The 21,751-nt window shown below is 63.3% G+C and carries 16 protein-coding genes; 10 read left to right on the top strand and 6 right to left on the bottom strand.

The window, feature by feature from the left end; all coding sequences use genetic code 11:
- The first annotated feature begins 21 nt into the window (after positions 1–21).
- Together guaA and ACZZ0O_RS17635 are read left to right on the top strand one after the other, a co-directional pair.
- A complete protein-coding gene (gene guaA / locus ACZZ0O_RS17640) occupies positions 22–1,587 on the top strand; it encodes a glutamine-hydrolyzing GMP synthase (protein ID WP_463591405.1) in 1,566 nt (521 codons plus the stop codon).
- 397 nt (positions 1,588–1,984) lie between these two features.
- A complete protein-coding gene (locus tag ACZZ0O_RS17635; RefSeq protein WP_463591404.1) occupies positions 1,985–4,696 on the top strand; it encodes an AAA domain-containing protein in 2,712 nt (903 codons plus the stop codon).
- A gap of 191 nt (positions 4,697–4,887) precedes the next feature.
- Here the strand turns inward: ACZZ0O_RS17635 and ACZZ0O_RS17630 are convergent, their stop codons facing one another.
- From ACZZ0O_RS17630 to ACZZ0O_RS17615, 4 genes are all read right to left on the bottom strand, one after another.
- A complete protein-coding gene (locus ACZZ0O_RS17630) occupies positions 4,888–5,514 on the bottom strand; it encodes a hypothetical protein (protein ID WP_311238210.1) in 627 nt (208 codons plus the stop codon).
- Positions 5,515–5,558: 44 nt separating this feature from the next.
- Positions 5,559–6,686, bottom strand: a complete 1,128-nt coding sequence (locus tag ACZZ0O_RS17625; protein ID WP_323517587.1) for a Cache 3/Cache 2 fusion domain-containing protein — start codon at positions 6,684–6,686, stop codon at positions 5,559–5,561.
- 409 nt (positions 6,687–7,095) lie between these two features.
- Positions 7,096–7,737: a response regulator gene (locus ACZZ0O_RS17620; protein WP_055854030.1), complete on the bottom strand. Its 642-nt coding sequence runs from the start codon at positions 7,735–7,737 to the stop codon at positions 7,096–7,098.
- On the bottom strand, positions 7,730–10,822 hold the full coding sequence (locus ACZZ0O_RS17615; RefSeq protein ID WP_463591403.1) for a sensor histidine kinase: 3,093 nt from the start codon (positions 10,820–10,822) through the stop codon (positions 7,730–7,732). The genes ACZZ0O_RS17620 and ACZZ0O_RS17615 overlap by 8 nt, the downstream gene beginning before the upstream one ends.
- A gap of 479 nt (positions 10,823–11,301) precedes the next feature.
- Here ACZZ0O_RS17615 and ACZZ0O_RS17610 point away from each other — a divergent pair, with 479 nt between their 5' ends.
- From ACZZ0O_RS17610 to ACZZ0O_RS17590, 5 genes are all read left to right on the top strand, one after another.
- Positions 11,302–11,775: a helix-turn-helix transcriptional regulator gene (locus ACZZ0O_RS17610; RefSeq protein WP_115513112.1), complete on the top strand. Its 474-nt coding sequence runs from the start codon at positions 11,302–11,304 to the stop codon at positions 11,773–11,775.
- Entirely contained in the window at positions 11,772–12,428 is a 657-nt protein-coding gene (locus ACZZ0O_RS17605) for a hydrolase (protein ID WP_115513111.1), read from the top strand. Before ACZZ0O_RS17610 ends, ACZZ0O_RS17605 begins: the two co-directional genes overlap by 4 nt.
- Positions 12,425–12,862, top strand: a complete 438-nt coding sequence (locus ACZZ0O_RS17600; protein WP_463591402.1) for a DoxX family protein — start codon at positions 12,425–12,427, stop codon at positions 12,860–12,862. The genes ACZZ0O_RS17605 and ACZZ0O_RS17600 overlap by 4 nt, the downstream gene beginning before the upstream one ends.
- A 113-nt stretch (positions 12,863–12,975) precedes the next feature.
- Entirely contained in the window at positions 12,976–14,823 is a 1,848-nt protein-coding gene (locus ACZZ0O_RS17595) for an amidohydrolase (RefSeq protein ID WP_323526378.1), read from the top strand.
- Between the two features lie 85 nt (positions 14,824–14,908).
- Positions 14,909–16,537, top strand: a complete 1,629-nt coding sequence (locus tag ACZZ0O_RS17590; RefSeq protein WP_115562174.1) for an MFS transporter — start codon at positions 14,909–14,911, stop codon at positions 16,535–16,537.
- A 689-nt stretch (positions 16,538–17,226) separates the two neighbouring features.
- Here the strand turns inward: ACZZ0O_RS17590 and ACZZ0O_RS17585 are convergent.
- Positions 17,227–18,051: an alpha/beta fold hydrolase gene (locus ACZZ0O_RS17585; RefSeq protein ID WP_463592485.1), complete on the bottom strand. Its 825-nt coding sequence runs from the start codon at positions 18,049–18,051 to the stop codon at positions 17,227–17,229.
- A 524-nt stretch (positions 18,052–18,575) separates the two neighbouring features.
- Positions 18,576–19,910 (bottom strand): Nramp family divalent metal transporter, encoded by a 1,335-nt coding sequence (locus ACZZ0O_RS17580; RefSeq protein ID WP_463591401.1) that lies wholly within the window; start codon positions 19,908–19,910, stop codon positions 18,576–18,578.
- A gap of 145 nt (positions 19,911–20,055) precedes the next feature.
- Here ACZZ0O_RS17580 and mntR point away from each other — a divergent pair, with 145 nt between their 5' ends.
- From mntR to orn, 3 genes are all read left to right on the top strand, one after another.
- On the top strand, positions 20,056–20,523 hold the full coding sequence (gene mntR, locus ACZZ0O_RS17575) for a manganese-binding transcriptional regulator MntR (protein ID WP_055854570.1): 468 nt from the start codon (positions 20,056–20,058) through the stop codon (positions 20,521–20,523).
- A gap of 14 nt (positions 20,524–20,537) precedes the next feature.
- On the top strand, positions 20,538–21,035 hold the full coding sequence (tadA, locus tag ACZZ0O_RS17570; RefSeq protein ID WP_115559319.1) for a tRNA adenosine(34) deaminase TadA: 498 nt from the start codon (positions 20,538–20,540) through the stop codon (positions 21,033–21,035).
- A 71-nt stretch (positions 21,036–21,106) separates the two neighbouring features.
- Positions 21,107–21,691, top strand: coding sequence for an oligoribonuclease (orn, locus tag ACZZ0O_RS17565; protein ID WP_055854059.1), 585 nt, complete (start codon positions 21,107–21,109; stop codon positions 21,689–21,691).
- The last annotated feature ends 60 nt before the right edge of the window (positions 21,692–21,751 follow it).

The raw sequence follows: 21,751 nt of genomic DNA, 5'->3' as shown, positions 1-21,751 counted from the left end.
ATTCTCGATTCCCGGCGCTCAATGACCAGCATCCATAACGACAAGATCCTCATCCTCGATTTCGGCGCGCAGTACACGCAGTTGATCGCGCGGCGCATCCGCGAAATCGGCGTGTACTGCGAGATCTGGGCCTGGGATCACGACCCGTCGGAGATTGCCGGCTTCGGCGCCAAAGGCATCATCCTGTCCGGTGGTCCCGAGTCGACCACCTTGCCAGGTGCGCCGGTCGCGCCGCAGGAAGTGTTCGACAGCGGCCTGCCGGTGTTTGGCATCTGCTACGGCATGCAGACGTTGGCGGCCCAGCTGGGCGGTGCCACCGAGGCGGCCGACCAGCGCGAATTCGGTCATGCCGAAGTCGATGTGGTGGCCGCCGATGCCTTGTTCGCAGGGTTGAGCGATCACGCCGGCGCATCGCGCTTGAACGTGTGGATGAGCCACGGCGATCACGTGTCGCAGGTGCCGCCGGGCTTCAAGATTACTGCCGTGACCGACCGCATTCCGGTGGCGGCGATGTCCAACGAGGAGAAGAGCTGGTACGGCGTGCAGTTCCATCCGGAAGTGACGCACACGCTGCAGGGCCAGACCTTGCTGCGCCGCTTTGTGGTCGATGTCTGCGGCTGCCAGACCCTGTGGACGGCGGCCAACATCATCGACGACCAGATTGCGCGCGTGCGCGAACAGGTGGGCGATGACGAAGTAATTCTCGGCTTGTCCGGCGGTGTTGATTCGTCGGTGGTCGCGGCGCTGTTGCACAAGGCGATCGGCGACAAGCTGACCTGCGTGTTCGTCGATACCGGTCTGCTGCGTTGGCAGGAAGGCGACCAGGTGATGGCGATGTTTGCCGAACACATGGGCGTCAAGGTGATTCGCGTCAATGCGGCGGACCGCTATTTCGCCAAGCTCGAAGGCGTGAGCGACCCGGAAGCCAAGCGCAAGATCATCGGCAACCTGTTCGTGGATATCTTCGATGAAGAGTCCAACAAACTAGCCAACGCCAAGTGGTTGGCGCAGGGCACGATCTATCCGGACGTGATCGAGTCGGCCGGCAGCAAGACCGGCAAGGCGCACGTGATCAAGAGCCACCACAATGTGGGCGGCCTGCCGGAACACATGAAGCTGGGCCTGGTCGAACCGCTGCGCGAACTGTTCAAGGACGAAGTGCGTCGCCTCGGCGTGGAACTCGGCCTGCCGCGCAGCATGGTCTATCGTCATCCGTTCCCGGGCCCGGGCCTGGGCGTGCGCATCCTGGGCGAAGTGAAGCGCGAATACGCCGAACTGTTGGTCAAGGCCGATGCGATCTTCATCGACGAGCTGCGCAAGGCCGATCTGTACGACAAGACCAGCCAGGCATTTGCGGTGTTTTTGCCGGTGAAATCCGTCGGCGTGGTCGGCGATGCGCGTGCGTACGAATGGGTGATCGCACTGCGTGCGGTGGAGACCATCGACTTCATGACCGCGCATTGGGCGCATCTGCCGTACGACTTCCTCGGCACCGTGAGCAACCGCATCATCAACGAACTGCGCGGCGTTTCGCGGGTGGTCTACGACATCTCCGGCAAGCCGCCGGCGACGATCGAGTGGGAGTGAGGAGACGTCTATTGTCGACTATCTCAAGTAGAGAGATTCCGATTTAATTTTCTAAAAGAAATAATTAAAGAACCATAGTGGTGATTATTGCCTTCCAGCACGTCATCGTTGTGATGAGGTTGACGATGTGTGCCGGAAATCGGACCCAGATATTCTAGATGGCTAACCAGCGGTAGCTGCGAAAAGTTGAGTGACAGCGCCATGTGGAAGATGTCTCAAGCGCCGGTTTCCACAATCGCGAAGGTTGCGTTGCGTCACGGATTGCGTGTTGCCAGGCGCCCATTCGCGCTCTCCATTAGACGGAGATGGCAAGAAATTCCTTATTGGCAATAGAATTGCATTCGGTGTTCGCTGCAAAGCGAACTGGAGATGCTGTTCGTAATAGAATAAGGGGCTTATGGTTTCTATCTACGTGGATGGCGAAGATAAGACTGCGAAGATAAGCGATTGGGTGATTTTCTGGAGCGAAAAGTACAAAGCGCTACAGCTGACTTGTCATTATCCTTCCAAGAAAACCTATACGCGCCCACTCGGCGATTGCCAGGTCTCTCCGACTCGTGAGTTGAGCGAGATGTTGCTGACGAAGCCGGACAGCGCAATCGTCACGCCCATCACCAAGGCGACGATTTACGGCGAACGGTATGCTGTCGTGCACTATCCGGATGCCAACAGGCCCTATGTATTCAAAATGGACAGCATCTGCTTTGCTTCGCCGACGGCGATAAAGGAAACGCCGGTCTTCCAATATTTTACGTCCGTGGCAAGTGCTCGGCAGGAGCGTGCGGGGTCGAAGACCGAGTGCGACATCGCCGCTAATGTCGTGCGCCAGCTAGCAAGGCTGCCTGCCTGTGCCGAAAGCGCCTTGCAGGCCTACTGCACGGGACGAAACGGCGTGCTTGCGCCTGGCCAGGGTCTGATCTATCCCTTCGGGTTGAATGAAAGCCAGCTTGACGCGGTCGAGCAGGCGTTCCGTGCGCAGATCAGCGTGATTGAAGGTCCACCTGGAACCGGCAAGACCCAGACCATCCTCAACATCCTCGCCAATATCCTCCTGCGTGGACAGACGGTGGCCGTGCTGTCCAACAATAATGCGGCGGTGGAAAACGTCTACGAGAAGCTGGAAAAATGCGGCCTGGGGTATGTGATCGCAAAGCTCGGCAACCAGGGCAACCGTGACGATTTCTTCGCCAACCTGACGCCTTGGCCATCGGTTGATCCCGAGTCCGCACCGACTCTTGACGAGATTCAGCTCTTGCTGACCCGCGTGAAGCAGCATTTGCAAGATCACAATCGAGCAGCGCAATTACGGGTCGAGCTCGATGAGCTGACCATCGAGCGGTGCTACCTGCAGCAATGGCAGGCAGACAGCGGTGTAGAGACCGCCGCCTCGCTGGACAGGTATGGACTATCGCCGCAAAAGATCGCAGACCTGATGGCCTACATGGCCTATCTGGGTGAGCAGCGAATCAGCCTCAAGGATCGCATCGAACTCCTGTTCAAATTCAAGATCTTCCGCGTCAAGCCGTTTGTTGGGGGCGAGGCGCGCTTGTCGGTGTTTCATGCTTTGCAGATGCATTACTACGACCAGTCGCTTCGGGACAAAGAAGCTGAGTTGCAAGCCTGCCGCGCCTCGTTGGAACATGGGAATTTCGTAGCTTTGCTGGATGAATTGAAGTCAGCATCAATGCGCCAACTGAAGCAGCACCTGCAGAGGCTGCCTCAGCCCTCCAACAGTTTCGATGCAAAAACGTATCGGCAATTGTTCGATGCATTTTTGAAGCGCTTCCCAATTCTGGGTAGCGGCACGCACTCCATCGTCAATTCGATTGCGCCAGGGGCGATCCTCGACTACGTGATTATTGACGAGGCCTCACTGCAAGATATCTTGCCGGGCATTCTGCCGCTGGGCTGTGCGAAGAATCTGATCGTGGTCGGCGATAGCCGCCAGTTGGCACACATTCCGGTGACGCTGGGCCTGCCAGCACCTGTCGATGCCTACGATTGCGAGCGCTATAGCCTGCTCGACTCTTGCATTGGCGTGTTCAAAGACGCGCTGCCCAGGACCTTATTGAAAGAACACTACCGCTGTCACCCTAAAATCATCCAGTTCTGCAATCAACAGTTCTACGACAATGCATTGGTGCCGATGACTGAGGACAAGGGCGAGGCGCCGCTTCGCCTAGTGGTGACCGCCAGGGGCAACCACGCGCGTCAGAACACCAATCTGCGGGAATTGGACTCTCTGCTGAAGATGCTCGATGACGATGCCGAATCCATCGGGGTGGACGGTGACGGTCGTGGCTTCATTGCACCATTCCGAGCACAGGTCGACCTTTCCTGTACCCGCCTGCCGGCAGGTTTCGTCAAAGACACCGTGCACAAGTTCCAAGGCAGGGAGTGCGACGAGATCGTCTTCTCCACCGTGCTGGACAAGAAGCGCTACAACCAGGAGCGCAAACGCCTGGAGTTCGTCGATGACCCTCGTATGATTAACGTGGCAGTTTCACGGGCCAAGCACCGCTTCACCCTGGTGACCGGCGACGAGGTGTTCGCCGGCAACAATGGGCACATTGCGGCTTTGATGCGCTACGTTACCTACTATGCGCAAGACGAACAGATCATGCGTGCGCCCGTGGTTTCGGCCTTCGACTTGCTATACCGCGAGTATGACCAGTCCTTGGCGCGATTGAATGCTCGCCTGCGGCCCAATGATTCGCGCTACAAATCCGAGCAGATCGCGGCACAATTGTTGCGCGAAGCGCTCTCCGCTCCAGCGTGTCAATCGTTGATGTATCACGATCAGATCAGATTGAATCAGCTCGTTTCGCCGAATGCCCTGGACTTGACGCAGCGAGACCGAGACTTCATGGCGCGTGCCAGTTGCGATTTCGTGATCTATTTCAAGGTGGGAAAGACGCCACTCGGCGTGATTGAGGTAGATGGCGGCTCCCACGACCGGTCCGATCAAGTGGCGCGGGATGCCTTGAAAAACGAAATTCTCGCTAAAAACGGCATTCAGATCTTGCGTCTGCGCACTGTCGATAGCCGCATCGCGGAGAGAATAGACGAATTCATCGCTCAGTGGGCAAGTCCCACACCCGTGGCATAAGGCTGGCGTGCCCGATTTGCTCAACGAGTCTGCAAACCGCCATCGCCCCACGGAGACACGTCCTAGACCGACCGACGATGATGACGTTCATTGATCGTTAGCTTGTAGTAGTTGTCTAACACCGTGTTGCCAAACTCTTCGAGATACAGGCGCCTCCAAGATGCCTATGGCCCAATCTCGACGCTACCGCCTCAACGCACCCTGGCCAACGCCGTACGTGCGTCGGCCATGAACTTCTGCGCTTCCTGCGGTGTGGCCAGGTTGGCGCCGAGCTGGCTGAGTACCTGTTCGATATCGCTGGACGCGTCCCAGGCTTCGTCGCAGAGCATGCCGGCGATGGGGCCGAGATAGTTCAGCGCGACTTTTTCCAAGGCATCGCGTACGCGATCGTCCGGCGCGCCGGCACTGGCGTTGCCTGACGGCGCGGGTGCTGGCGCGGCGGCTGCGACCGGTGAAGCCGCCACCGGCGCGGGTGCCACGGGTGCGCGCGCCGGAGCAGGGGCGCCGCCCAGATCCTGTTCGAAGCCGCCCATCAACCACTGGCGCGAGTCTTCGCTCAGCAACGACGGCTTGCCCATGCCGGCACCGGGGTCCACCTGAAAGCGGGCCTTCGCGGCACCGACCATGGTGAGGCGTTGCACCGCCTCATCATTGCGCAGCATGCGAAAGACCACTTCTTCGATCTGTCCGGCGTTGAGGCGGACGATGCAGGAATGGTTTTCTTCGGTGACGACAAACAGAAAGCCGGACGCCTTCTTCAATGCCAACGCCCTGAGCTCGCGCAGGACATCGATCAGCGGACGGAATTCATTGGACATGGCGTCTTCCTTGCATCATCTGATACGAAATCGGGTGAAGCGGCTCAGCGTTTGCTGAGGCGCTCCATGGCCAACCGGACACTGTTGGACAGGCGGGAGATGGCGCGCGCCAGGGTACCAATTTCATCCTTGAGGTTGACCTCTTCGATGGTGTGGTTCCACTTGCCCAGGCTCAGTTCTTCGGCCACGGTGGTCAGATGCTGGATGGGGCGCAACACGCGGCTCCAGATCAGCGCCCACTGCAGGCCAAGCAACAGTGCGCAAACCAACAAGCCGATGCCGGCGATCCACAGCGACTGACGCACGATCACGCCATTGACGTCGCTCTTGGGATACGCCGAGACCAGGGTGAAGCCCCAATCCGGCACTTCCTGCTTGGTCACGACCCAGTCGTCCGGGCTTTCCTTGACGATGCGCTCGATGGTGGCGGTGTCGGTGGTGGCACCGGTGGTGGACTGGAAGCGCAGTTTGTTCTTGCTGTCGAACACGGCGATGAAGCCGGAATCGAGCACGCGACGGCTGCTGACCACGTTTTCCAGGGCCTGGGTGTCGGCCTTGTAGCCGACGTACCAGGCGCCGATGACGCGCTTGTCGTTGCCGGCAAAGATCGGCTCGTAGCCGGTGACGTACGGGTTGCCGAGGATGTCGACCACGCCGTAGAAGCTTTCGCCGTTACGCAGCTTGGCCGCGGCCTGGCCGTTGGGATCGAGCACGGTGCCGATGGCGCGGCTGCCGTCTTCCTTCTTGACGTTGGTGGAGATACGCACGAACTCATCGCCGGTGCGCGAGAACAGCGTCGCGGTGCCTTCATGGATTGCGGTGACGTCGTCCAGCATGGTGAAGGAATTCGCTTGCGGACGCTGGCCCAGCAGCAGGTCGCTGGCACTGCGGTCGGCGACGCGGATGTCGCTGCCCATGCTCGGGGCGCCCTGCGCATTGGCTTCCTTGCGCAGCTGGCGCATCGAGGAATTGACGCGGTCGAGCATCATCGAGCGGGTGACCGCGAACAAGGTCTGCAAGGACACCGACTGGCGCTCGATCGCGTCGCCGGCTTCGAACTTGACCCGGTTCGCTTCGGTAATGGCCAGAATGACCGTGAGTGCCACCACCACAACCAGCACCAAGGCCAGCACCGGCAACAGCAGGCGCACCCGCAAAGAGTGACGAAGCATCGCAATTCCCCTGAACGCGTTTAAATGATTGAATCGAGTGCCGCCGCAGCGCAGTGCAGCGGTCGGACCTAGCCGTTATCGGCTGCCAGACAAGATGCTGAAGCGGCCCCCATGCCGCTTGGCGGTGCATAAGATAGCTCAAGCCGATCGATTTGAGAGTGCGCGTCGATCGCGTCGTGCGCCTTGCGTTCAAGAATGGTGGACTGGGTTGCAATGTGGCTGCTGGTGGGGCGATGGGCGGTTTGAGGTGGCTGTCCTTGGGGCAATCGACCACGGACGCGTCTTTGCAGGGCCCGGTTGCCGCTGTTACAGAGCCGTGGCAGCCGGAGGACGCGCAGTTTGCAGCGCGACCACCCGGATGTGCCATCCGCCTGGCCATGGGCACGGCCAGCGGTCAGCGGCCAGCCACTCAGGTTTCCAGCGACAGGATCCCGCGGCGCAAGGCAACGGTGACCGCATGGGTGCGATCGCGCACGCCGAGCTTGGCCAGGATGTTCTTCATGTGTGCCTTGACCGTTTCTTCGGAAATGCTCAAGGCGTTGCCGATCTGTTTGTTGGAACACCCGGTCGCGACCAGACTCAGCACTTCGGTCTCGCGGGCGGACAGCGCGTCGTCGAGCACGTGGGCGGCGATGTTTTCGGCCACCGACGCCGGAACATGCCGGCGCTGGCCTCGCCGCACGTCGCGGATGGTGTCGACCAGCTCGCGGCGCAGTGCGCTCTTGAGCAGGTAGCCGCAGGCGCCGGCCTGCAATGCGCGCACCGCACGCACATCGCCGGTATAGGTGGTCAGCACGATGACCTTGGCGGTGGGATCGACGCGGCGGATACGCTGGATGGCTTCGACGCCATCCACGCGCGGCATCTGCAGATCCATCAGCACCACATCCGGGCGCAGGCTGGCGTAGCAAGCCACTGCCTGTTCGCCATCTTCGGCTTCGCCGACCACGCGCATGTCGTGTTCGGCGGTCAGCATGGCGCTGAGACCGTCGCGCAGTAGCGGATGATCGTCTACCACCAGTACGTCGGTCGGTTTGACCATCTCAGCCATTGGAGCTCTCCGTGGATTGTGCAGGTCGAAATGGCCACCACCAGCGCGGTGGCGTTGCATAGGCGGTACGGGCGGGAAGCATGATCTGGATTTCGGTGCCGCTGCCCGGACGCGACCACAACTGCATCTTGGCGCCGATGCGTTGCGCGCGTTCCTGCATGCCGGTCAGCCCCCAGTGCCCGGTGCGCGCATGACCATGCAGCACGTCCGGGTCCAGGCCGCAGCCATCGTCGCGGATGCGCAGCACGAAGTCACGTGAACCGTAACGCAGTTCCAGCGTGATCTGCGCGGCGTCGGCGTGGCGATCGGCGTTGGCCAACGCTTCGCGGCCAAGCTGGAACAGTTCGTCGGCCACCATCGGGCGCAGTGCCACCGGGCGACCCTCCACCGAGACCTGCAGCTTGGCCGCAGGCGGGGGCATGGTGGCATCGCGCGAGCGCTGCAATGCGGCGGCCAGATCCTGGCGCAGCGAGTAACTGTCGCGCAGGCCGTTGACGCGGTCGCGGCCTTCGACCAGTGCGTTTTCGGCCAGATCGACCGCCTGCTCCAGTTCCAGCCGGCGCGGGTCGTTGCCGGGCAACGAGCGACTGGCGGCATGCAGCCGCAGGATCAGCCCCTGGGTGCCCTGTAACAAGGTGTCGTGCAACTCGCGGGCGATGCGTTCGCGTTCGCGGTAACGCTCTTCCAGCCGCGCGCGCAGGCGTCCGGCAACGTGCCGGGTGCGCATGCGCCAGCTGATCGCGAGCGTCAGCAGCAAGGCCAGCGCGACGCACACCTTGAACTGCCAGGTCTGCACGAAGGCCGCCTCGATCACGAAGTCCAGCGTGTCGCCGCGCTCGTTCCACACCCCATCGTTGTTGGCGGCGGCAATGCGGAAGCGGTAACGGCCCGGTGTGAGGTTGGTATAGAACGCCTCGTTACGATTGCCGGCGTCCTGCCATTGCGCGTCCACGCCTTCCAGCCGGTAGCGAAAGCGCACGCGCTCGGGGCGGGTGAGGCTGACCGCGTCGTAGCCGATGCGCAGGCGGTGGGTCCATTGGGGCAGCCGCAGCCCAGCTGTACGCGGGTAGGGGCGGTCGTTGGCAACCACTTCGGTGATGAAGACCTCCGGCGCGGTGGGGTTGCGGTAGGTCTGTTCGGGATCCAGCCAGGCCAGGCCCTGATTGGTGGTGAACCACAGCAGGCCGTCGTCGGCAGCGATGGCCGTCGGGACCGGCGTGGCCTGCTGGGCGACACCGGGTAGCCCGTCCATGATGTCGTACAGGCGCAGGACCGGGCTGGCCACGCCCGATTGCACGCTGCTCAGCAGCGCGCGTTGACTGATCTGCACCACGCCGCGGTTGCCGTTCAACCACAAGGTGCCGTGGCGGTCCTGCACGATGCCGGTGATGCCTTGCAGGAGCGGATTGGTTTGATCGGGCACCTGCCGGAAACGGCCATCGGCGCCCAGCGCTGCCAGCCCGGTTTCGCCGGCGACCAGGGTGAGCGACGGGCGTTGCCAGATGGCGGTGATCGGCCCCACCGACAGGCCATCTTCGGCGCTGTAGTGCGTCAACTGCCTGCTCCGCAGCAAGCGCACATCGCCCTTGATGGTGCCCACCCACATGCCGCCATCCTGCGTGTTGGCGAGCACCGTGCATGGGGTGTCCTGCAGATTGGCCAGCGGCTGCCAGGCGCTGCCATCGAATGCGTAGGGGCCGCTCGCATCGGGGCAGACCCAGGGATGGTTGCGGCTGTCGACGACGAAGGCGCGGATGGCGCCGGTGGACAGGCCGAGCGGCAGCGTCACGGGCTGCGCGCGGCCGGCCTGCAGACGCAGCAGGGCGTGCTCGCCAAGCACCCAGCCGTTGGTGGTCGCTGGCACATCCAGGATGTGGGTGGACGCACCATGCTGCAGGCCTGCGACGCGATCGCGGCTCAACGCCAGCAGTCGGCCATCGCGCAGGCTGGTCAGGAGCGGGCGTGCAGACATGTCGGGTGCAGGATTGAAGGTCGCCACGGCCATTGCCTGGCCCGGTAGCAACGGCGCCAGCGGCAGCAACGCGCGATGCCGGAAGCGGTTGAGGCCCAGATTGGTGCCGGCCCACAAATTGCCTTCGCGATCTTCGAGCAACGGGCCGGCGGTGGCCGAGGTCAGCCCCTGCACCGGTCCGAAGCGTTCCAGCACCGGCGTGGACGATGTGGGCAAGGCAATCCGGAACAGACCATGCGCCGCATAGTCGCTGCCCCACAGCGCGCCATCGCGCATGAAGCGGATGCGCCGCGCGAATAACCCGGGAAATTGCGGCCGGGCACGCGCCGCTGCGGGCAGCACGTTGCCCTGCGCATCGGTCAACGCAAACACGCCGCGGTACGGATCTGCGACCCAGATCGCACCGTCCGGGCTCTCGGCCATGGTGACGTAGACACCCACCTGCTGACCGCTGGGTTCAAACCGCTTGGCACCAGACCGCAACGACAGAATCTGCGTACCGTCGCTGACCCATAGCGTGCCGCGCACATCGCGCAGCAACCAATGCGCGCGTTCGGCGGTGTACCCCCAGTCGGCACCGGCACGCTGCCAACGCTGGCCATCGAACCAGCACAAACCGCCATCGATGGCCGCCCACCAGCGTCCACTGCCATCGTGCTCGATGCGGAACACCATGCCGTCGGGCACGTCCTTGCCTGGGCGGAAGTGCGTGAGGTGACCGTCCGCGAGGCGATCGATGCCGGCGTTGAAGTAGCCGATCCAGGCGGTGTCGTCCGGCGCCAGCGCCAGCGCGGTCATGTTGTGCGACGCGTAGGCCTCGCCATCCGGCGGCGCCTGCCGCGCGAAGTGGTCGCCATCGAACTGAAACAGACCGAAGCCGGTCGCCAACCACAACGGCCCGGCGTCGGCTTGCTGGATATCCCAGATGTCGGCCGGTGCGCCGCGTTCGGTGCTCCAGGCGGTGTGGTGGAATTGCAGCAGTCCCGCACGGGTTGCGGCGATGCCTTCGGCGCGCACGGGCGGGCATGCCCACCAGCAACTGCACATCACAACGATCACCGCCGCGCACAGGCGAAACAGCAGGGGGGATCGGATGACGGGCTCATGCGGCATCGCAGCATTGTCGGGCGAGATCGGGGGAAGCACCACCACCTCTTTCGGGGGAGGGACGTGGGACAGCAAATCGGGTAAGGCTGGAGTACGCAAAGACTGGCGCATCGCGTCGGGCGCGTGCCGTCGCGACGCAGTGTGCGCTGCGTGGCGTCCCCAATGTTGGTGGCAGCATTCGATCGGCGCAGGAACGTTGCTTGTGTACGACGTGGTGTTATGCGGTGGGGTTCGCTTGGCCCGCTGTGCTGGTGACGCCTACCTGCACACTGCAATGCACACAGCATCAGGGATGCGCGCTATCGCCGGTGTGCCGGCATGCACGCGTGGTGCATGTCGCATCGATGCAGGCTTGAGGTCCGGTGCCAGGTTGTCGCAGCGGCATGTGACTCACCCTAAAGAGTGAGCGATCCGCCTCACCATCAGGGGTGGGGCGATACGGATGTTCGCCGCACCATGGCGACATTCCCCGCCGGAGACGCCACATGGCAAGTCTGATTGCCGCTGGTCGCCCCGATCTGCAGGCAGGCAACGTGCGCGCACTGCATGCCCCACGCGTACGTGCTGTTGCAAGAGCACTGCAGTACATCGACACACATCTGTACGAGCCCATCGGCGTGACCCAACTGGCCGGCGCCGCCTGCATGAGCCGTTTCCATTTCGCACGCGTGTTTCGCGACGCGATTGGCGCCAGCCCGATGGAGTATCTGCGGCGGCGTCGGCTCGAACGCGCACAGGCGATGCTGCGCGAAGGCCGCCACACCATCAGCCAGATCGCCACTGATCTGTGCTTCTTCGATCAAAGCCATTTCGTGCGCAGCTTCCGCAACGCCACAGGGTGCACGCCGGCACGCTTTGCCGCCCAAGTGGCGAACGTTACCTGCACCGCGACACCCGCACCGCGTGCACATCGGCACAACGCTCATTCCTTTTCAACACCCATGGAGCATCACGCATGACCACTGCCACTGCCGTCCCCGGTAAATCCCTGTTGTCGCCCGCCGATCACGCGCTGATCCTGATCGACCATCAATCGCAGATGGCCTTCGCCACGCACACCATCGACATCTCGGCGCTGCGCAACAACGTGTCGTTGATTGCCAAGGGTGCCAAAGGCTTCAAGGTGCCGGTGATTCTGACCACCGTTGCAGAAAAGTCGTTCTCCGGTCCGCTGTTTCCCGAGTTGCCGGAGATCTTTGCCGGCGAGCCGGTGTTCGACCGCACCAGCATGAATGCCTGGGAAGACCAGGGCGTGATCGATCGCATCAACGCCATCGGCAAGCAGCGTCTGGTGATTGCCGGGCTGTGGACCAGCGTGTGCATCGTCGGCCCGACGCTGTCGGCGATCGAGCAGGGGTTTGAGGTGTACGTCATTACCGATGCCTGCGGCGATGTCAGCGACGAAGCGCATGAGCGTGCAGTGACGCGCATGGTGCAGGCCGGCGCTGCGCCCATCACCAGCGTGCAGTACCTGCTGGAATTGCAGCGCGATTGGGCACGTAGCGATACCTATGACCTCACCACCGGCATCGCACGTGCGCATGCAGGCGGCTACGGCATCGGCATTCAATACGCCAAGACCATGTTCGGCGCGCAGGAAGGCGGGCATTGAACGCATCGGCACCACGCGGCAACGCCGGCCTTGCGCCGGCGTTGTTGATGCTGCGCATTGCCGGCGGCGGCTTCCTGTTGCCGCATGGCCTGGGCAAGTTACTGGGATGGTTCGGTGGTCCGGGGCTGCCCGGTTTTGCCGCTGAATTGCAGCAATTCGGCTTTCCGTCTGCAGCGCCGTTGCCGTTGCTGCTGGCCTTGGTGCAGACGCTCTCCGGGCTGGCGGTGTTGCTGGGTCTATGGACGCGTGCCAGTGCCGCGCTGGCAGCGGTGTTCATCGCTACCACCGTGGTGGTGGCCGTGCCCAAGGGCTGGTTCTGGATGCACGGTGGCATGGAGTACCCGCTGATGTGGTTGCTGGTGTTGCTGGCTCTGGTCGCTGCCGGCGGTGGCGCGTGGTCGCTGGATGGGCTGCGCAAGCGTGGTGCCGCATGAGCGGCGCACCCAATGATCACGATGCCGGGCGGCGCCTGTGGATGCAGGGCGCTGCGGCCGGTCTTGCGTTGGGCGCCTTGCCTGGCGCTTCGTCTGCTTCAAGGAAATCTCCGATGGTCGATCTTGTCGTTCGCAATGCGCGCATCACCACGCTGGATCCTCGTCAGCCCAGCGCCACTGCCATTGCAATGGCCGGTGGACGCATCGTGGCGGTGGGCGACGACGCGCAGATCATGGCGCTGGCAAACGGCGCCCGCAGCATCGACGCACAAGGCCGACGCCTGCTGCCCGGACTCAATGACAGCCACACCCATCTGATCCGCGGCGGACTTAACTACAACCTGGAACTGCGCTGGGATGGCGTCCGTTCGCTTGCCGATGCCATGGCGATGTTGAAGGCGCAGGTCGACCGCACGCCAGCGCCGCAATGGGTGCGCGTGGTCGGTGGCTTCACCGCGCATCAGTTTGTCGAAAAGCGCCTTCCGACCCTGGACGAAATCAACGCCATCGCACCGGATACGCCGGTGTTTTTGCTGCATCTCTACGACCGCGCCTTGCTCAACCGCGCGGCCTTGCGCGCCTGCGGCTACGACAAGGCCACTCCCGATCCGCCAGGCGGGCGCATCGAGCGCGACAAGTTGGGCAATCCCACCGGCTTGCTGCTGGCCAAACCCAATGCCCTGATTCTCTACGCCAGCCTGGCAAAGGGCCCGCGCCTGCCGCTGGAGTACCAGGCCAATTCCACGCGTCATTTCATGCGCGAACTCAACCGGCTGGGCATCACTTCGGTGATCGATGCCGGCGGTGGTTTCCAGAATTATCCGGAGGACTACCAGGTCATCGAGCAGCTACATGCGGCCGACCAATTGAGCGTGCGCATTGCCTATAACCTGTTCACCCAGAACAAGGGCAAGGAAGTCGACGACTTCCGCGGCTGGACCGAGATGCTGCCGGTACGCAAGGGCGACGATCTGCTGCGGCACAACGGCGCCGGCGAAATGCTGGTGTTTTCCGCGGCGGATTTCGAGCAGTTCAGCGAGCCGCGCCCGGAGCTGCCGCCGGAGCTGGAGCCCGAACTGGAGCAGGTGGTGCGGTTGCTGGTCGAAAAACGCTGGCCGTTCCGTATCCATGCCACCTATGACGAAAGCATCGAACGCATTCTCGATGTCTACGAAAAGGTCAACGCCGACATTCCGTTCGATGGCCTGCATTGGTTTATCGACCACGCCGAAACCATCACGCCACGCAATATCGATCGCATCCGCGCCTTGAACGGCGGCATCGCCGTACAACATCGCATGGCGTATCAGGGCGAAGCGTTTGTCGAACGCTACGGCGTGCAGGCTGCGCGGCACACACCGCCGGTGCGGCGCATGCTGGCCGCCGGCGTTCCGGTGGGCGCTGGCACCGATGCGACGCGTGTGGCCAGTTACAACCCGTGGGTGGCGTTGTCGTGGTTGGTCACCGGACGCACGGTGGGCGGCCTGGCCTTGTACGGCGAAGAGAATCTGCTCGACCGTGAGCAGGCGTTGCGGCTGTGGACGCAGGGTAGCGCATGGTTCTCTGGCGACGAGAGCAACAAGGGCACGCTGGCGGCGGGGCAACTGGCCGATTTCATCGTGCTATCGGACGACTACTTCCGCGTCGATGATGCCGCCATTGCCGACATCACCAGCGTGCTGACTGTGTTGGGTGGGCGCGTGGTGCATGGCGATGGCGACTTTGCCGCGCTGGCGCCGACCTTGCCGCCGGCCATGCCGGACTGGTCGCCGGTCAATCGGTTCGGTGGCTATCACGTGGGCGGTGCGGTCAGCGGCCTTGCCAGTGCCGCGCATGTGCACACGCACGGCCACGGGTGTCGCGCGCACGGGCCGCATGGCCATGCAGCGCAGCATGCTGCGCCCAGCGATGATCTGCGCGGCTTCTGGGGCGCATTGGGTTGCGCGTGTTTCGCGTTCTGAGATCGGCACTGTCTCGATGCGCCTGCCGGCGCATCTCATACCGTCACCTTGTTTGTTTCACCCCGTCAACTGGAGCTTTGCCGCGATGACTTCTTCTGCCGCACCCGCCGATGGCGGTGCCTGGGCGCCGCTGCGCGAGCCGATCTTTCGTGCGTTATGGCTGGCCATTTTAGGCAGCAACATCGGCACCTGGATCAACGATGTCGCCGCGTCCTGGGTGATGGCCGAACAGACCGGCTCGCCATTGATGGTGGCGGCCGTGCAATCGGCCACCACCTTGCCGGTGGTGTTGTTCGCGCTGGTGGCCGGCACGTTGGCCGACATCGTCGACCGCCGTCGCTACCTGATGTTCACCCAGGGCTGGATGTTGCTGGTGGCCGGCGTTTTGGCCTTGCTGTCGCATCTGCAGTTGCTCACCCCGTGGGTGTTGGTGGCATTGACCTTTGCGATGGGCATGGGCGCAGCGATGGCAATGCCCGCGCAGGCGGCGATCGTGTCGGAGCTGGTGCCGCGGCCGATGTTGGCGTCGGCGGTGGCGCTTAATTCGATCGGCATGAACATCGCCCGCTCGATCGGCCCGGCGGTGGGCGGCCTGATCGTCGCCCAATTCGGTCCGCCGTGGGCATTTCTGCTCAATGGCGTGACCTTCGGATTGATGCTGGTGGTGTTGTGGCGTTGGCGCCGCGACGCGCATGCCTCTGCATTGCCACCGGAGAGCTTCGGCGCGGGCTTGCGTGCCGGTCTGCGCTATGCCGCGCGCGCCGGGCGCCTGCAGGCGGTACTGATCAAAGCCGCCGGGTTCTTCCTGTTCGCCAGTGCGTTGACGGCATTGCTGCCGTTGGTGGTCCGTCGCGACATGCAGCTAGGTGCCGGCAGTTATGGCGTGTTGTTGGGCTGCATCGGCATCGGTGCGATCAGTGGCGCCTTGCTGCTGCCACGCCTGCGTGCGCGCTACGACCGTGACCTGCTGGTGTTTGTGGCCACCCTGGTGTGTGCAGCATCGTTGCTGGGGCTGGCGTTGTCGCGTCAGATCGGTGTGCTGTGCGTGGTGATGGTGGTCAACGGCCTGGCGTGGATCACCGTGCTGTCGTCCTTGCAGATCGCCGCGCAAACGGCGGTGCCTGCCTGGGTGCGCGCACGTGCATTGTCGCTGTACATCGTGGTGTTTTCTGCGGGCATGGCATCGGGTTCGCTGGTCTGGGGCGCGTTGGCGCAGCGCACCTCGATCGCGACCGCCTTGCAGATCGCTGCCGTTGGTGCCGTGATTGCAGCGTTGCTGGTCAAGCGTGCGCGCATTGCCGGCACCGAGCAGCTGGACCTTGCCCCCGGCGGGCATTGGCCTGCACCGGCGCAATCGGATGCGGTCGAGCACGATCGCGGCCCGGTGCTGGTGACGGTCGAATACCGCATCGCTGCCGACGCACGCGTCACCTTTTTGCAGTTGATGACGCAGCTGGGCAACGCCCGGCGTCGTGATGGCGCGGTGGTCTGGGGCATTGCCGAAGACGCCGCCACACCCGGCGTGCAACTGGAATACTTCATCGTCGCCTCGTGGCTGGAACATCTGCGCCAGCACGAGCGCGTCACCGGCGATGACCGCCAGTTGCAGGAGCAGATCCGCGCACTGCATCAAGGCGAACGCGCACCGTTGGTGCGTCACTTCGTCGGCGGCGGTGGTGTCGCGTTACCGCCACATGCGCATTCGGATATCTGAGCACTTCCACGCGATACGCATGAGCGGCCTGGCACTGACACGGCCAGTGATTTGGGCTGCGAGCGGCGGGAATTCCGTCGCCCGCAGCCATCGCGTTTGTGGGCACCTTGCTGGTACTGGCAATGAACTGAGACTACGCATTGCTGGAGCATTTTCTGGCCACGTGGGCTACATGCAATCTCATTCCTTGCAACGGCCCGATTTGCAGCAAGGTCGGGTAGGGCAGAGCGATGCAAAAGTCTTGCATTGGTCGACGTATCGCTTGCGTTGCTGATCAGCATTGGATGCAGATTGCTTGACCTGGAGCTGCCGGCACTGCCACGCCAGACCGACGCGGTGCTGGTGGTTGCGATGATTGGCGGTTTCATTCTGCCCAGCTGGGTGTTGCGCCGAATCGTGACTTGCGCGCCCACGCATGAGCGTGCTCGTTTGACCTTTGTTGCGCTCACGGTGGGAAGGTGACGCGTTGCCACCTCGCTTGCTGGCTCGGCATCTTTTCGAGCGCAGCACAGGTCCTCGGCTCGCCTGTGATCCATCCACGGCGCGCGGTGCTGCGATGCACTTCCGCGCGAATGGCAATAGGCCTATCGACACAAACGCGGCTACCCTCATCACCACGCACCCATGCGTACCAAAACAAAAGGCCGACTCTCACGAGCCGGCCTTTGTCTTAAGCATTGAAGCAAGAATCAGCTCTTGGCGAAGGCCAGCAGATCCTTGTTGAACTGATCGGCGTGGGTGATGGTCAACCCGTGCGGCGCGCCGGCGTAGATCTTCAGTTCGGCATTCTTGATGATCTTGGCCGACAATTTGCCCGACGCATCGATCGGCACGATCTGGTCGTCGTCGCCATGCACCACCAGCGCCGGCACATCGATCTTCTTCAGGTCGGCGGTGTAATCGACCTCGGAGAATTCCTTGATGCAGTCGTACTGACCCTTGTGGCCGCCCAGCATGCCCTGCAGCCAGAACGAATCGCGCATGCCTTGGGTGACCTTGTTGCCGTCACGGTTGGCACCGAAGAACGGCGTGGTCAGGTCCTGATAGAACTGCGAGCGGTCCTTGGCAACGCCGTCGCGGATGCCGTCGAACACGCTCATCGGCAGGCCACCGGGATTGGTCGGGCTCTTGACCATCTGCGGCGGCACCGCACCGACCAACACCACCTTGGCCACGCGCTTGCTGCCATGGCGGCCAACGTAATGCGCCACTTCGCCACCGCCGGTGGAATGGCCGACCAGGATCGCGTCTTTGAGATCCAGCGCGTCGATCACTGCGGCCAGATCGTCGGCGTAGGTGTCCATGTCGTTACCGTCCCAGGTCTGCGACGAACGGCCATGGCTGCGGCGGTCGTGCGCGATCACGCGATACCCGTGCTGACCCATGAACAGCATCTGCGGGTCCCACGCATCGGCACTGAGCGGCCAGCCATGTGCGAAGACGACCGGCTGGCCCTTGCCCCAATCCTTGTAGAAAATGTTGGCGCCGTCGGGGCGTTGGACGAAATTGGACATCGAGTTGACTCCGTGAGTGGACGAGTGGGGCGGGGTGGCAGCGGGGGCGCGTGCGGGAGCTGCGGCGGTGGCGAACGCGGGCAACGACAACGCTGCCATGGCGACCGTGCCGGTGATGAGAAAGCTGCGGCGTCCGGCGTCGGCCGGATGCGCCTCGAACGGATCCATGGAACCTCCTGTGGGCGAGGGGCATGCAGCCCGGCGGTCGCACGATGCGGTGCGCATCATGCTGGCGCGCGACCGCGCCACGCAGAGCGACGCAGGCCACGGACGTGCCGGTGCATGCACGCAGTAGACCGCCTGCACGGCTAGTGCAGATTGCATCTGCGTGCGCTCTGCAAGAGTTACCCGCAATGTTCCAGATCAGTGCGTCTGCTGCAGTCGACGCAGGTTGTGGGTCAGCCGGACATCCACGCGGAATGGATGCAGTGCACTGCCGGTGGATGACGCCGCAGCATCGACGCCCGGCTCTGCAACGTGCGACAGGCTGGCATCCCATCCAGCGGGCGTGTTGCGCCCGAAGCTCAATGCAGCGCGGTGTCCCACAGCAGCTTACCGTTCAAGACAACGATCACCGCCGCAATCACCCAGGCCGTGCGCACCAGCCAGGCCGGCGCCACCAGCGCGCCCATCAATGTTTGGTCCGAGACAAAGCGCACCAACGGGATCACCGCAAACGGCAATTGCATCGACAGCACTACCTGGCTCAGCACCAACAGCCGCGCGGTGCCGGCCTCGCCGTACAACCAGGTCACCACGACGACGGGCACGATGGCGATGCCGCGGGTGAGCAAGCGGCGCAGCCACGGCGGCAGGCGCAATTGCAGAAAGCCTTCCATCACGATCTGCCCGGCCAACGTCGCGGTGACCGTCGAGTTGACGCCCGAGGCAAGCAGGGCGACCGCAAACAAGGTCGAGGCCAACCCCACGCCGAGCATCGGCGCGAGCAAGGCATGCGCCTGTTCGATTTCCTGTACATCGGTGCGGCCCTGCGCATGAAACACCGCAGCAGCCAGGATCAGGATCGAGGCGTTGATAAACAACGCGAACATCAACGCCACCGTGCTGTCAGTGACGGCCCAGCGCAGTGCCGAGCGGCGTCCCGCGTCATCGCGCGGGTAGGCGCGCGTCTGCACAATCGAGGAATGCAAATACAGGTTATGCGGCATCACGGTGGCGCCGATGATGCCGATGGCCAGATACAGTGCCTGCGGGTCGGTAACCACTTGCGCACGCGGAATGAACCCGCCCAGCACTGCGGCGATCGGCGGTGCCGCCAAGGCGATCTGGATACCGAAGCACACGAAGATGATCAGCAGCAACGCCATCACAAATGCTTCCAGCGCCCGGAAGCCGCGATTCATCAGCAACAGCACCAGCACCACATCGATCGCGGTGATGATCGCGCCCACGGTCAGCGGAATGCCGAACAACAGCTTCAGTGCGATCGCGGTGCCGATCACTTCGGCAAGATCGCAGGCGATGATCGCCAGCTCGCACAGTCCCCACAGCGCCAGGTTCACGCCACGTGGGTAGCGCGCACGGCAGGCCTGCGCCAGATCCAGCCCGGTGGCAATGCCCAGCCGCGCCGACAGACTCTGCAACACGATCGCCATGACGTTGGACAGCAGGATCACCGACAGCAGCAGGTAGCCGAACTGCGAGCCGCCGGCCAGATCGGTGGCCCAGTTGCCCGGATCCATGTAGCCCACCGACACCATGTAGCCCGGACCCAGAAAGGCCAGCAGCCGGAACCACCAATGGCCGTTCTTGGGCACGGCAACGCTGGCGTGATGATCGCCAAGCCCACCATTGGCGGAGGCGGGCGATCGTGCGGAGGCAACGGTGTCGACGGACATGCAGGGCGGCGGGTTGGGGGCGTCGGATGGATGATATAGCAAGTGCTATGCTATTGAGCATTGGCAAACTCAATCGTATTGATCGGCTGCGTGCTTCACACTACGCACCCCGGCACCTATGCCGGATGCGACGACGAGGATGCGGGTGGGCAAGAGCGAAAAGCTGGAGGCGGCCACGCCGTCCCTGATCGATGCGCAGGTGCATATGGAGAGCTTCCGCCAGGTGCGCGAAGCGCGCCGCGCCGAGCTGGTCGAGGACTATGTGGAGCTGATCTCCGATCTACTGGTCGATGGCGGCGAAGCGCGGCAGGTCGATATCGCCGCGCGCCTGGGCGTGGCTCAGCCCACCGTGGCCAAGATGCTCAAGCGCCTGGTCCGCGACGGCTGGGTCGTGCAGCGCCCGTACCGCGGTGTGTTCCTGACCCCGGCCGGGGAGGCGTTGGCGGCTTCTAGTCGGCAGCGGCATCAGATCGTCGAGCGCTTCCTGCTCGCACTCGGCATCGACGAAGCCACTGCGCGTCGCGATGCGGAAGGCATCGAACATCATGTCAGCGAGGCGACCGTTGCCGCATTCGCCGCGTTTCTCGACCGCCAGGGCGGCAAGGCGAAGTGAGTGTGCCGGCCGCGATGTCGATCGATTCACCGCAGGCGGTCATCGATACGCAGTGGATGCAGCATGCGCTGCGTCTGGCCGAGCGTGCCGAGCGCGACTATGACGAAATCCCGGTTGGTGCCGTATTGATCGATGCCGACGGCAATGTGCTGGGCGAGGGCTGGAACTACAACATCGCCAGTCACGATCCCAGCGCGCATGCCGAGATCATGGCCATGCGCGAAGGCGGACGCCGTCTGGCCAATCACCGCCTGATCGGTTGCACCCTGTACGTCACCCTGGAGCCGTGCGCGATGTGCGCCATGGCCATGATCCACGCGCGCATCGCACGCGTGGTGTTCGCCGCCAGCGACCCCAAGACCGGCGCCTGCGGCAGTGTCTTCGACCTGTTGGCCGACCCGCGTCACAACCATCGCGTGCAGGTGGCAGGCGGCGTGCTGGCGGCAGAGTCAAGCCTGCGGCTGACCAATTACTTTCGCGCCAAGCGTGGCAAGCCGCCGCTCGTACCCTGAGCGGCATGGCCGCGGTATGATGCGCGCCCTTTCAGTACCCCGGCCGGCAACGGCCTCCACAGGACGGTGATATGGCAGACAACGTTGCGGGCAACGACCGACTGATCTGGATCGATCTGGAAATGACCGGCCTGGATACCGATCGCGATTCGATCATCGAGATCGCCACCATCGTGACCGATGCGCAGTTGAACGTGCTGGCCGAAGGACCGGAACTGGCCATCGCCCATCCGCTGGCAACGCTGGAAGCGATGGACGAGTGGAACCGCAACCAGCACCGTCGTTCGGGCCTGTGGCAGCGTGTGCTCGACAGCCAGGTCACCCACGCACAGGCCGAAGCGCAGACGGTAGCGTTTTTGGGCGAATGGATCCGTGCCGGCGCCTCGCCGATGTGCGGCAACTCGATCTGCCAGGATCGCCGCTTCCTGCACCGCCAGATGTCGCGCCTGGAACGTTATTTCCACTACCGCAACCTCGACGTATCCACCATCAAGGAGCTGGCACGCCGCTGGGCACCGACGGTGGCCAACGGATTTGCCAAGAACTCGGCACACACCGCGCTGAGCGATGTGCGCGATTCCATCGACGAACTGCGCCACTATCGGCAGTTCATGGGTGCTCTGGGCGGTGATACCGAGGCTGGCACGCAGGGCTGATCTGGCCGATGGGCGGCATGCGTTTTGGCGCGCTGCGCGTCGAGCGCGCTAACGCCGGGG

The sequence above is a fragment of the Xanthomonas sp. AC360 genome (assembly GCF_979258225.1).
The sequence above is the reverse complement of the archived record's forward strand: the minus strand, read 5'-3'. Positions and strand labels throughout refer to the sequence as shown.